Consider the following 12,937-nt stretch of genomic DNA (forward strand, 5'->3'; position numbering starts at 1 on the left):
TCGTGGCGATCCTGTCGGCTTTGAATGCGCCCGGATCTGATGTTTCGAGACCTGACCGATGAAAAGACTGCTCACAGCAGGAGAGATACAGGAGCGTGTCGCTCAGTTGGGAGAGGAAATCACGGCTGCCTATACCGGCCGGCCTCTCGTCGTTGTCGCGGTTCTGACGGGCAGCGTCATTCTTGTCGCCGATCTGATGCGCCGATTGCGTGTTCCTCATCAAGTCGTCTTCGTGCGAGCCAGCAGCTATCGCGGCAATTCAACAATAGGAACTGAGCTAACAACCGATCTGATGGGACTCACCGATCTTGCCGGGCGGCATGTGCTGCTGGTCGATGATATCTTCGACACGGGTCGCACGATTTCACGCCTGGTCAGTGAAATCGCCAGCCTGGGGCCAGAAAGTATCAAAACGCTGGTTTTATTATGGAAAACGTCAAGGCGGGAAGTGGCCTGCCAACCCGACTATTATGGCTTCCAGATTCCTGACGAATTCGTTGTGGGCTATGGACTGGACTTCGCGGGGAATTACCGCCATCTGCCAGAAATCTGTGTGCTGGCACCGGAGGACACGACAACACCTGATTTGCGCTGATCGACCTTTTTCGGTACTAATGACGGACATACGCCGCCCACTGACCCGGAAAGGGGTCTATTCAATCTTCAAGCTGGCTTCTTGCAAGGGACTGTCGGGAAGGAGTTGATAGAGCGGGCCGGAAAATCGCACCGGGCGAATATCCAGTCGGATATTTTCGACCGTATAGTCATCCCCGCCGAAGGCTTCTGTATACCAGCCTCGACTCTTTTCATCGCGGGAAAATCGAAACTCAAAGCCATCCACCGCTTCAAACCGCGCCTGGGCACCATTGAATGCCAGACCAATCGCTTCAGGCTCGGAACTATCGATCAGTTCGCCCATCAGGTCAGCGACCGCCATGTTCCCCAGAATGTCGTTGAAAAACATCCGGCGGCGGTGCGAAGGCCGAAATTCGGGGGAGTTGGGATCGATAAACTCGTCATCCAGTTTTTGCTGAGAAGGAGTCACCTCCATTGTCAGCAGATCAAACTTGTCCCCACGGTCGAGATAAGTCAGCCGCACGTTGGAAAGATTGAACCGGCCAAGGGAATCTTTATGAGTCGCATTGGATAGATCCATGACCAAGGCCCCTTTATAGCCAAGGACACGGACATCTTTGCCATTTTTCACGACAATAGCCGAGTTCTCATCGACGCCAATTCCATATTTAATTCCTTCCGAATACATGGCGACCAGCGAGCGGGCAAATCGCCCTCTGACAAGGCAATGCTGCTCCACAAACCAGCGATCATCAATCAATCCCAAGCCTGGAGCCAACTCCTTCCCCATACGAACGCCGCTGAGCAACGTATCAAGGACTGAACTGGAAGATCGGTACATCACCTTGCTCATGACGGCGGCCCCGGCGCTCGTCCCGGCAATGACGCCGCCCCGTCGGTATAAGTCGTGCATGGCATCGAGTAACGGAAGAGGTTCTCCCTCATCATTGTGGAGTCCACGAATGATTCGATCCTGTGAACCGCCCAGAATGTAAATTCCGCTGCTTCTCCGCACGAGTGCCACAACATCAGGATCGGCTGCTGCTTCGCGCGGCGAACGAGACATCTGCCGCCAGGCGACGGGAAGAGTGACTGTCTCGGCACCGGCTTCTTCAATCGCTTTCGCCACCCATTTTGAATTGCGGATGGGATCATGAGTTGCGAGGGGGAGAATCGCGATCCGACTCCCTGGCCCGCCAGCGAGACGGACAATCTCATCCCAGTATTCTCGCTGATCATAACGCTCTGAGCCGCCAATGATCATCAGGGAGCCGACCGTTTCCGGTCGTTCTGCAGCCTCAGATTTGTGAGAAAACAGCAGGAAAAGAGCGAAAACACACCCCAGCCGGCCCATCCACAAACTCAAAGTTCGCTGTTTGAACCAGCATCGTGTGGGAGGCTCGCAGGTGCGATCTACTAACGAAAACAGGGAATCCATACCACGGAACGTGGGAAGAGTACCAGTTTTCTTCAATACCAGTGGAGTCAACATTTCGAGCCTCATGTGAAACGGTCTTCCTGACGGAATTCACAAGTGACACATTTCCAAATCGCAGAAGCTCTCAGGCAGAGCTTGTACGATGTCAGACGTGATCCGAGATCGAATCATACGCGGAAGCAATTTACGGGCCAAGAGCGTTCCGCAGGTTGTGAAAATGAAATTTCTGGACAGCAGTGAACAAGTTGTTTGCGAATCAATTCTCATTCGCATTGGTCGCCGCCACACTGATCCAGAAACGGGTCTATCTCTTTTTGACCGTCAGGATCGCCGTTGTTTCCAGGCCAGGGAGTGCCACCACCAACGCATCCGCAGAATCGGTGTCCAGAAATGCGACGTGTTCCCCGGTGGGACTGGGTACCAACGCTGAGATGCTACCCACAATGTCAAAAGCTCCGTTAGTTTTGATCTCACTACTGGAAACTGTCCATGTGGAGAGACCTTGTCCAGAGGAGAGGAACACCCGGTCATCAGAACTGCCAACATATCGCGCGCTGGTAAAAATTGGGGCGGTCTTCTCGGTAAAAGGCATCTCGTGCACTCGCTTGCGAGTCTTGATCTCATAGATGCCAACGCCGCCTCGCAAGTTGGCAATCACCAGATTTTCGCCAGTGGAGTTGAATCCCATGGAAGCTGGGACAATTCCGGGCAATTTGAGTTCGGTCAGGGATTCTCCTTTCTTAGTATCCCAGATGGTGATGCTGCCATCTTTACGGGCAGTCGCAAATTGTTCCCCTCCATTGGCCAGCGCCATGCAAGCCGCCGTTTTCAAATTGAGCTGAATGGCCTGAAGAGGTTTGCCCATCTTCAAATCCACGATGGTGACGGATCCATCAGTCCCGATCAGGGCCAGATGCTGTCCATCGGGAGAAGGAATCGAATTGATCACCGGAGAGGGCAGGCTGGCGACCGGTGTGATTTTTCCACTTTCCAGTTTGGAAATCTGATTATTACCAAACGTGACAAACACATTGGGCTGTGCCGTTGGGTAGAGGCCCGCAATCGTGCCGCGGGGGTATGTACTTGTTGATGAAGCACTTCCGCCAGAAATTGGCCAGATTTCCAAAACACGATCAAACCCGATCGCAACCGATTTTCCCCCATCGATAAACGTCAGAGTCGATGGGCGGCCGCGGACAACCACAGAGGAGGGGCTTCCGGAGAGCAGTCCCATCCCGTAGGCCATTAAACCCAGCAACAGAACGGCAGGAATCGCGACAGCCGTGATTCCCATCGCCGGAGGCGCTGATTTAACCGCTTCAATCAATGTATCGGGGCGGAGTTGCTGAATATCAAACTGCAGCCTGGCGCGTTTGGGCTTGAAGGCTGCCAGTTTCTTTTCATCAAGTAAGGCTTCCCCTCGCGGATCCCCCAACTTGACCAGCGCCTTGGCCGCTCCTCGCCTGACCATCGGATGCTCATCGGCCAGAACATCTTCCAAGGGCTTGAGCGCGTTCTGGCTTCCTAAATCGGCGAGGGCTTGAGTGGTGTGATAGCGAACTTCAGGAATCGCATCTTTAAGCATGGCCAGCAGCGCGGGAAGGGTCGCCGAAGCTCCAATCTGCCCCAAGGCCGCAATCGCTTTACACCGAACAGGGAATTCATCTTCCAAGGCTTGTTCGAGAGGCTCAATGCCATCGGCCGAGCCAATCATGCCCAACGCCTTGGCAGCCATCTGTCGCACTTCCATGGTGCTGTCGTTGTGCAAGGTGTGGATGATGGCGTCGGTCGCCGAGTCATCGCCAATTTCCCCTAACGTATCGATCGCCCGGAGGCGGATTTGCGGGTTCATATCCTGAACAAGGGCCAGCAGGGAGTCGACAGCCACAGCCGACTTGAATTTCCGAAACGCGGCGATCGACTTCAATCGCACCGACTCATCAGTATCGTGAAGCAGTCGCGTTAGCGGGGCGGCGGCTTCGGTCGCTCCAATTTTCCCCAAAGCGTCCGCAGCAGCACCACGAATTTCCGCCTTCGGATGATCAATCAACCTCATTAGCGGCTCAACCGCTTGAGCATCGCCAATATCACCCAATGCCGTAATCACACGCTCCAGAACGTCGGCATCTTCATCGCCTATCGCTTTCAGTAATGCTGGAAGCGCTCGAGAATCAGCCAGACGAGCCAATGCTCCAGCAGCAGCCACCCGCACACCGGAATCCAAATCGGATAAGAGCCTGGCCAGATTTCCCGTGGCTTTCTTGTCACCAATCTGCCCCAGGCTTTCGGCAGCTTGACCGCGAACAATGGCGAACTTACTGGCCAAGAGTTGTACCAGCGGTTCGACCAGTTTCGCATCGCGCGTGCGACCAGCCACCACAGCCGCCTCAAGCGTATAACCGGGATCTTTCTCTCCCATGATTTTCGTTAATTCAGGTGTCGCTGCTGTCGACATCTTTGTAATCGAATCCAGTGCGGCAAACCGGAAATGTGGCTCCTGTAACGCCATCACAATCATGGCCCGTGTGGCTCGAGCATCGCGCAATTTCCCCACGGAAGAAATCGCATTTCGGCGAACTTCAGGGACTTCATCGTCCAGCATCCTCAGAATCGCTGGCGTGGCTTCCGGCCTCCCCAAATCTCCCAAGGCCGTGGCTACGGCTTCACGGACGGTAATCCAACTGTCAGCCGTGTATTTCTCAATCGCTTCCCGGATGCCGTCGTTCTCGATCATCCCCAGTTCGAGAATCGTCTGGCGGCGTTTCTCGGCATCTTCAGAACTGGCACCATCCTTTGGCTCAAGCGACTTGATCAGCTTTGCCACGCGGGATGTCGACAATTTTTTTCGCTTGGCCGTACTTCCTTTGGTGGCAACGCTGGGCTTCGAGTTGCTTTCAATCGTGGTGTTGCCATCCACAGCGGCCATTTCCCCCGCAGTACGACCCGCTGTCATTTCTTCAGCCGATGGCCCGACCATTGGCGGCAATGATTCGATGGCAGCGGCTAGCTCGACAAACTTTCGCCGCTCAACAACTGGAACGGAGGCGGTTTCCCCTCCAGACCCAGGAACGGTGACGGCCTGACCACATTTCGGGCACTTCACCTTCTTGCCGGCAGACTCGCTTCGAGTTCTGAACTTGGCGCCACATTCACATTCTACGCGAATCGCATCGGCCCCAAAGACCTCCATGCGGCCACTCTGGGAGCCGGGTTTCGCCATGCGCATGCTGCCGGATTGTGAGTTGGGATTGGCAGTTGTCGGTGGGGCAGGCGCGGCTGCGGCAGGTAATTTGTCGGGCGTTTTTTGAGGCGACGTGATTGTTCCCGCCGCTAGTGGTGCAACAGAGCTTGCTACGGGAGTCACAACGGTGTTGTTTCGCGTTGTATTGGGTTGAGAGATGGATCGGTTTTGTGACGGAGCCGCAGCCGGAACCGGAGGAGCCGCTGGCGCGGGAAGGGCCGGCGCCTGACCTGCACCCGGATTCAATGCTGCGGGAGATGAGGGCTTGAGCAGGTTTTTAAGGTTGAGAACTGTCCCCGTAGGAGCACTTCCCCCAGACGCCAGCGTGGCGGAAGTGGGAGAGGCGGTGGAAGTTTGAGAACTCCCTGAAGCCGCGTCACGAGTGGCAACGGGATTCACTTTGGCCGAGGCCGTCGTCTCGAGAGATTCGCTCTGAGGAGCCGCATGTTTGGCCACCAGACGCTCGCCACAGGATCGGCAGCGAAGCATGCCGGGTTGCAGGATTTCGCCACATTTGGGACAGGCAGAAGAGGAGGTCGACATGGCGTCACTCATTGGGGGACGACAGGAAAGCGAGTTTCCCGGAAGGCAAGGGACTCACCGGAAGTCTTCCTGAATAACAGCTTCACCGGGATTCCAGCAGCAGATTTCTTGAAACAAGGCAGCCTGCGGCAATTGTTAAGCAACTGCCGCAGGCTCCCCTGCAAACTTAAGTGTCACTTGTTGAGAGAAAAACTCTCAGCAAGCAGCATCAGGCTTAGCCTTCAAAGTTACGCTTGACAATCTGGGAGATGTTCAGAGCGGGGCCGCAGAAGACTTCGAAGCTGTTGATTTCGCAGACGTTGCTGGAGAAACCATCGCCTGCAGCAGTAGGCTGATTGGCAGTCATGTCAAAGTTGAAGCCTGGGTTGAAGAACTTGTCCCCGTTCAGGTCAACGATTTCACGAACCGAACCGTCAGCCATGAGCAGGTTGGCTGAGCGTGAGTGAACGGCGTACCAGTCGCGAGTGTCCTGGAGAATCCACACACCAGGTGTGACATTGTAGTTGTCAGCAACTGCGGTTGTCACAGGGGTGCCAGCTGAAGGATAACCGCTGTAGTTCAGATCGGCGACAGAAATCGTATCAACCGCAATGAGGCCAAGGTTGTTGCTGGCGTTGATCTGGCCAGGACCATCGTTGGCTGTTTCGCCGAGACGAGCGCCAGCGGTGAGGGCAGCATCAACATACTTGCCTTCGCCATCGACAATGTTTTCTGTGAGGACGGCTTCGCCAATGTCCCCAGGAGCAGCGTCACCCAGCAGAGGAACGTTGTTGGACGGAACGTCAGCGCTTTCGAGGTAGCGGCGTGTGATTGGCCCGAGGGTGTTCTGCAATTCTTTCAGACCGTTACGATAGATACCAGAACCAGCAGGAGCTGGACAGGTTCCATCAAGGGCTGGAACAACTGCCGATGCGATCGCGTTAGCAAAAGCTGCGGAGATATGGGCCTGGCCACCAGAGTTCAGAGTCTTGAAACCACTGCGGCTCATGAACCAGCTGGAAGCGTAGTTCGAGTTGTGGCCGTCTTTCAGGAACTGAGCAACACCTTCAACGGTGTTGATAGCACCGGTTTCAATCTTGTAGCAGATGCTGTCTGTGTTACAGCCATCGAGACGCTCGTGAGGAGGAATCGAGCTGTTCGAGGTGACGTTGCCCTTGAGCATGTCGTTCAGCTTTTCTGAACCACGGATCACGTTGGCTGGGCAGCGGAGTTCGTTGGCCTTGCCGGCGTTAACGCGAGCGAGGTCAGCGGTCCAGCCGTAGGTGTCTGGGCAGCCATCGCGGAAACGGTCGAACTGACCGGTGCAGAGACGATCGCCTGGATCGGTGTCAGCGAATGCGTTGAGGCCAATGCCGATCTGACGCAGGCTGTTTTTGCACTGGGTCTTGCGGGCAGCTTCACGAGCTGACTGCAGAGCGGGGAGGAGGAGAGCGATCAGGATGGCGATGATCGAGATCACGACGAGCAGCTCGATCAGAGTGAACGCCTTGCGGGCGCCCAGCGAAAACTTCTTCATTGAACTCTTTCTCAAAATGGGGGACGTAATAACCAACGGGAGAAACACGAAGCACTACCAGGCATTGAACCGGAGACTCTCAGTTGCGTGATGACACATCATCTCTTCGAAACCGCGCGACCATCGAAAACGACAGCCATCTCAACCCAACCCTTCAACCCACATGCCACCGCAGTACAAACGCGACAGGCCGATGAGTGACTCTGAGTCGGCAACCCAATCTCCAAATCCAGGCAGTTCACTTTTCAAGACGCGGAGGGTGCCAGCTTTCTTGCTGTGAACCCTTGCGACACACATCACAGTAGTGGTGAAAAAACAGCACTTGATGAACAAGTTGGGAAATCTTTTTCACATAAGCCTGTCATGCTTCACGAGAAGCTTGATACTTAGGCAAGACAGCCCGGCACCGGACATTCCCCGATTGCTGACGGAACTGTAATGGTCAATTATGACGAATGTATGAATGTTATTTGAATAACGCCCTCACATCTCGAGAACTCAAGTGATGGCAGTGCAACAACATCGGGGAAGACACTGCATGCAAAGACATGTGTGGCTGCGCCCGAATCCAGGTGTTGCCTTCTCTCACCTGATTCGTTCAGCGTCTCCCGGTCGCTCTCGGTGAAGGTTGCATATTGCTACGAGTAACACGGAGGGATGATCAGGCTCTCACCCCGGCCCTCTCCTGCAAGCGGGAGGCGGTGTGTTTTGGACAGATTGTCAGGCCATCAGCCTCTTTGCCGGCGCCAGGTGGCCGACAGTAAGCGAACACTCCTTATAAGACGGTGAGATGACAGAGGAGGCGAAACAGACGGCTTTCGCTGAATCTCATCACTGCCAGATTGGCAGCCAGCAGTCCGCGGCGCCTTTTGGCACGCAGGTTATGGCAGGCTGCAAGAAGGAGTGGTCAGTCGTAACTGATTTGATGGAAATAACTTGCAGACAACGATCATGGCTGGCATGCTTTTCGCTTCCCGTGCTCTCCACGCGGTTGTGTTGACACACCGCTGATCGAACAGAACACGTCAACCCATGATTTTGACAGCGAGGAGTTTTCACGATGGCCAAAAAGGCTGCCAAAGACGGAATCAAGCTGACCCCCCTCGGCGACCGTCTGGTGCTCAAGCGTGCTGAAGCCGAAAAGAAGACCGCTGGCGGCATCGTGCTGCCTGATTCCGCGACAGACAAGCCACAACGTGGCGAAGTGCTCTCCGTCGGTGAAGGACACGTCAAAAACAACGGCAATCGCGTTCCCCTGACTGTCAAAGTGGGCGACGAGGTCATCTTCAGTTCTTACGCTGGCGATGAATTCAAGGTTGGCGACGAGACCTATCTGCTCCTCCGTGAAAGCGACATCCTCGCCGTCATCGCCTAGTCGCGATTCCTGCAACAGCGCTCAACTATATAAGATCTTAAGATGTATAGAGAAGATCGCACCGCCAGATGATCCAGTTGGCCCTTCTCTCTATAGTCAAAGCTCATATCAGTAAATAAGACTCATCCACGAGGGCGAACGAAACCCATCGCTCGCCCTCTTTATCAGGAGATATTTCATGGCCAAGATTATCGCATTTGATCAGGAAGCGCAAGAAGCCATGCGCCGCGGCGTCAGCAAGCTTGCCAAGGCTGTCCGCGTCACCCTCGGGCCACGCGGTCGCAACGTGATCATCGAAAAGAGCTTCGGTTCCCCCACTGTCACCAAGGACGGCGTGACAGTTGCCAAGGAAGTCGAGCTTTCTGACAAGTTTGAAGACATGGGCGCCCGCATGGTGCGCGAAGTCGCTTCCAAGACCAGCGACAATGCTGGCGATGGCACGACCACTGCCACCGTTCTTGCCGAAGCCATCTATGTCGAAGGCCTCAAGGCTGTTGTTGCTGGCGTGAACCCGCTTGACCTCAAGCGCGGCATGGACAAGGCTGTCGAGCAGATCGTCGCCAAGCTGAAAGCTGCTGCCGTCGAGTGCAAGAACAAGAAGGCCATCGCTCAGGTTGGTACCGTTGCCGCTAACGGCGATACCGAAATCGGCGACATCCTTGCCAACGCCATGGAGCAGGTCGGTAAAGACGGCGTCATCACGGTCGACGAAGGCAAGAGCCTCAAGACCGACTTCGAAGTTGTCGAAGGGATGCAGTTTGATCGCGGGTATCTCTCGCCTTACTTCGTCACTGATCCCCAGACGATGGAATGCGTTCTTGAAGACACTTATGTGCTGATCCACGAAAAGAAGGTCAGCAACATCAAGGATCTGGTGCCTGTCCTCGAGAAGGTCGTCAACAGTGGCAAGCCGCTCCTCATCGTCGCTGAAGAAGTCGACGGTGAAGCCCTCGCCACGCTGGTGATCAACAAGCTTCGCGGCACCTTCAAGATTGCTGCCGTCAAGGCTCCTGGTTACGGCGACCGCCGCAAGGCCATGCTCCAGGATCTCGCGATCATGGTTGGTGGCCAGGCCATTTTTGAAGACCTTGGCATTCAGCTCGAAAACGTCCAGCTATCCGATCTCGGTCGCGCCAAGCGGATCGTCATCGACAAGGACAACACCACGATCATCGAAGGTGCTGGCAAGGCTGCTGACGTCAAGAGCCGCATTGAGCAGATCCGTCGTGAGCTGGCCAGTTCAACCAGCGATTACGATAAGGAAAAGCTCGAAGAGCGTATCGCCAAGCTCTCCGGCGGCGTGGCCCGCGTGAACGTTGGTGCCGCCACTGAAAGCGAAATGAAGGAAAAGAAGGCTCGCGTGGAAGACGCCCTGCATGCCACCCGCGCTGCTGTGGAAGAAGGCATTCTTCCTGGCGGTGGTGTGGCTCTGCTCCGCGCTTCACTCGACCTCAAGCCAGCTGGCCTAAACCATGATGAAACCGCTGGTTTCAATATCATCGTGCGGGCTTGCCGGGCACCGCTCACACAGATCTCGAACAACGCTGGCGTTGACGGCGCGGTGATCTGCGAGAAGGTTTCCGAACTCAAGGGGAACATGGGGTACAACGCCGCCACCGGTGAGTACGAAGACCTCGTCAAGAGCGGCATCATTGACCCCGTGAAGGTGACCCGCACGGCCCTCCAGAACGCTTCGAGCGTCTCGACCCTGCTGCTGACCAGCGACTGCCTGATCGCCGAAAAGCCCAAGGGCGATGAAAAAGCCGGTGGCCACGGCGACCATGATATGTACTAACACCTGAGGGTGTATGTATCAGTCGGCGATGCACTCGCTGACCAAAAATTACTAAAGAGGGGCTGCTGATGAAATTCAGCAGCCTTTTTTTGTTTAAAACAATGTAGATTCATGATCAGTAAGCAGGGTAGCCCCGGTTGAAATTCCGATTTCTACCGGGGTGGCTCAGCCATAAGAGGTTTCTCGCTTCCAAGCGGTTCAGGATGACTGAACCTCCTGTGCCTCCGGCGCACAGGTAGCCCGAATACGGGCAACCTGTGCTACCCGCTACCAAGGCAGTTTTTCGGAGAAGGCGAGGAGAATTACGAATGACAACGGAAGAAGATCGGTTCAAGCAATGGTTTGAAGAACCTTTGCAGATTCTCAATGGGCAGCAACATGCAGCCTTCGCGGTTCTAATGATCTCGTTTCCACTTGCTGAGCGATACTTTCGACAAAAAAGCAGCTCTAATGAAGGACAATTAAACCCCCAGTTCTACCAAGAGATCTCAAAAGCCTTCCACACGATAACAGCTGACCAGGCGAAACTCTTCTGGCAAGCTTACAGAAATGGACTGCTACACCAATCAACTTTTTCATTGCAGGCCAAGGACGGCACTATCATGCCTAAAGCATGGATCTCTTCACTGACCGTCGCAAACTCCGACATCATCAGCCACGACGCGAATACTAACACGTTTAATCTTTGTCCGAAGGAGTTCTCTGAAGCGATCATTAAAATAATCAAGAGCGATTTCACCACCTTCCTTGCAAGTGGTGCCCCCAGTCACCCTTTAGCTACGGTCGAAAGCCATACGAAGACTATCAATCCAAGCGCGATGCCCCCTCTGTTAGATCAAACCTCTCGGTCAGGAATGTTGTAGACTTTATTGGCGTGCCGATCCTAGCTGCGTGGCACACCTGCCTATTCACAACACTTCGCGCCAGTCTTCCAGATTTGGGCAGTTTCTGCCCACATTTTCCGTCTGGCGAGCCGGGTTTGGAGGATAAGCTGGCGATTTATGGTGCCGTCACCCAGTGTGAGTCAGCAGCGCCATCCGCAGGGTGGCACAGGTTGCCCGTCTGCGGGCTACCTGTGTGCCTCCAGGCACAAGAGGTTCAACGGCGAACGACTCGCGCATGAGCATCCCTCCCAACGGAAATGGCTTGCACCATTGCAGCTCGGATTTCATGATCTACCCATGAAACACAAGCGGCGAATCGTCGATGACCAGCTTTACGTGCATTTCATCACATTTTCTGTCTTCAGACGCCGCCGATTGCTGGATCACGACCACGCACGGCGGATCTTTCTTGGATGGCTGGGCGAGTGCCTGGAACAGTTCGAGGCGAAATGTGTCGGCTTCGTCCTGATGCCGGATCATGTCCATTTGTTGATCTGGTTCCCGGTCACCGGGCGGCTCAGTCAATTTGTCCACAGCCTCAAACGACGATCCAGCCTGACATTGAGGGATTGGTATCGATCACAGGCCTCTCAATATGCCGCCGACTTCGGTGAGGGCGATCGCTTCTGGCAGCCGAGGTACTACGCTTTTGAAATCCATCAGCGGCCGAAACTCGAAGAGAAGCTCACCTACATCCATGAGAATCCCGTCCGGGCCGGATTGGTGGAACGCGCCACGGATTGGAAGTGGAGTTCGGCTCGCTGGTACGTCTGGGGCCGCACGGTGGGTGTGCCGATTCACTGGGTCGAGTAGAGACCACCTTTTCTTGAATCACGGTTGGAATGGGTGGCACCGGTTGAGATTCTGGTGACTACTGGGGTGGCTCAGCCATAGGAGGTTTCTCGCTTCCAAGCGGTTCAGGCCGTCTGAACCTCCTGTGCCTCCGGCACACAGGTAGCCCGAAGACGGGCAACCTGTGCTACCCGGTACGTCGCTGGGTCACCCACGACCCGGCAGGCGAGAGCCTGCCCTACGTTGCTGGATTGCTATCGCATCCCCTTGTGATTGTTCGCAAGACGAAAACACCAATGTCCGTCGCTGACGCTTCCGGCTCGTTATGCCGTATGAGGTGATGCGAGAGTTTTTTCCCGTTTGTCCCGCAGGGTGCCCGTTTTTAAGCTACTTGTGTGTTGGAAGCATAAGAGGCTGGTGACCGATAAAAACAAGGCACGCCGCTGGTTCCACCCCGCGTCCGTTGCTCGACTTGTGGCCAGGGGATTAAAAACCTTCAGTAGGCGAATCGGCAGGCGGGAGCCTGCCCTACTACTACTGCCTTCAGCCTGCCCATTTCAATAAGGATTCACAAGAGAGGTTTTCTGGCAACAAACCTCTTTTGCCTACGGCACACAGGTAGGTCGCAGACGACCAACCTGTGCTACCCGGTTATATGGCATAGGAACGTAGCCGAATCGGCAGGCGGGGGCCTGCCCTACGTGGCTTTGGCAATGCGCTCGTTAGAAAAGACAGCGGGTGAGTCGTGTTGGCATGCGACTCACCCGCTCCATGATC

Annotated in this window: 8 protein-coding genes; 5 read left to right on the forward strand and 3 right to left on the reverse strand. The window is 55.0% G+C overall.

Annotated elements, in window-relative coordinates; genetic code table 11:
* The first annotated feature begins 58 nt into the window (after positions 1-58).
* On the forward strand, positions 59-595 hold the full coding sequence (gene hpt, locus SH287x_RS01400; RefSeq protein WP_479516651.1) for a hypoxanthine phosphoribosyltransferase: 537 nt from the start codon (positions 59-61) through the stop codon (positions 593-595).
* A gap of 57 nt (positions 596-652) precedes the next feature.
* Here hpt and SH287x_RS01405 read toward each other — a convergent pair whose 3' ends face one another.
* From SH287x_RS01405 to SH287x_RS01415, 3 genes are all read right to left on the reverse strand, one after another.
* A complete protein-coding gene (locus SH287x_RS01405; protein WP_479516652.1) occupies positions 653-2,068 on the reverse strand; it encodes a cyanophycinase in 1,416 nt (471 codons plus the stop codon).
* A gap of 250 nt (positions 2,069-2,318) precedes the next feature.
* Positions 2,319-5,798, reverse strand: a complete 3,480-nt coding sequence (locus tag SH287x_RS01410) for a HEAT repeat domain-containing protein (RefSeq protein WP_479516653.1) — start codon at positions 5,796-5,798, stop codon at positions 2,319-2,321.
* A gap of 214 nt (positions 5,799-6,012) precedes the next feature.
* Positions 6,013-7,314, reverse strand: coding sequence for a type II secretion system protein (locus SH287x_RS01415; RefSeq protein ID WP_479516654.1), 1,302 nt, complete (start codon positions 7,312-7,314; stop codon positions 6,013-6,015).
* 1,060 nt (positions 7,315-8,374) lie between these two features.
* Between SH287x_RS01415 and groES the strand changes: the two genes are divergently transcribed.
* The 4 genes from groES (at position 8,375) to SH287x_RS01435 (ending at position 12,181) form a co-directional block, all read left to right on the forward strand.
* On the forward strand, positions 8,375-8,689 hold the full coding sequence (gene groES / locus SH287x_RS01420; protein ID WP_479516655.1) for a co-chaperone GroES: 315 nt from the start codon (positions 8,375-8,377) through the stop codon (positions 8,687-8,689).
* A 178-nt stretch (positions 8,690-8,867) separates the two neighbouring features.
* On the forward strand, positions 8,868-10,484 hold the full coding sequence (groL, locus tag SH287x_RS01425) for a chaperonin GroEL (RefSeq protein ID WP_479516656.1): 1,617 nt from the start codon (positions 8,868-8,870) through the stop codon (positions 10,482-10,484).
* A gap of 308 nt (positions 10,485-10,792) precedes the next feature.
* A complete protein-coding gene (locus tag SH287x_RS01430; protein WP_479516657.1) occupies positions 10,793-11,347 on the forward strand; it encodes a hypothetical protein in 555 nt (184 codons plus the stop codon).
* A gap of 318 nt (positions 11,348-11,665) precedes the next feature.
* On the forward strand, positions 11,666-12,181 hold the full coding sequence (locus tag SH287x_RS01435; RefSeq protein WP_479516658.1) for an REP-associated tyrosine transposase: 516 nt from the start codon (positions 11,666-11,668) through the stop codon (positions 12,179-12,181).
* Positions 12,182-12,937 lie beyond the last annotated feature (756 nt).

This window comes from Planctopirus sp. SH287 (assembly GCF_056500625.1).

Excerpts from the sequence above, each read along its gene's own strand:
- SH287x_RS01415 (WP_479516654.1), bottom strand. The coding sequence starts at position 7,314 with ATGAAGAAGTTTTCGCTGGGCGCCCGCAAGGCGTTCACTCTGATCGAG.
- groES (WP_479516655.1), top strand. The coding sequence starts at position 8,375 with ATGGCCAAAAAGGCTGCCAAAGACGGAATCAAGCTGACCCCCCTCGGC.
- SH287x_RS01435 (WP_479516658.1), top strand. The coding sequence starts at position 11,666 with ATGAAACACAAGCGGCGAATCGTCGATGACCAGCTTTACGTGCATTTC.
- hpt (WP_479516651.1), top strand. The coding sequence starts at position 59 with ATGAAAAGACTGCTCACAGCAGGAGAGATACAGGAGCGTGTCGCTCAG.
- SH287x_RS01430 (WP_479516657.1), top strand. The coding sequence starts at position 10,793 with ATGACAACGGAAGAAGATCGGTTCAAGCAATGGTTTGAAGAACCTTTG.
- SH287x_RS01405 (WP_479516652.1), bottom strand. The coding sequence starts at position 2,068 with ATGTTGACTCCACTGGTATTGAAGAAAACTGGTACTCTTCCCACGTTC.
- SH287x_RS01410 (WP_479516653.1), bottom strand. The coding sequence starts at position 5,798 with ATGTCGACCTCCTCTTCTGCCTGTCCCAAATGTGGCGAAATCCTGCAA.
- groL (WP_479516656.1), top strand. The coding sequence starts at position 8,868 with ATGGCCAAGATTATCGCATTTGATCAGGAAGCGCAAGAAGCCATGCGC.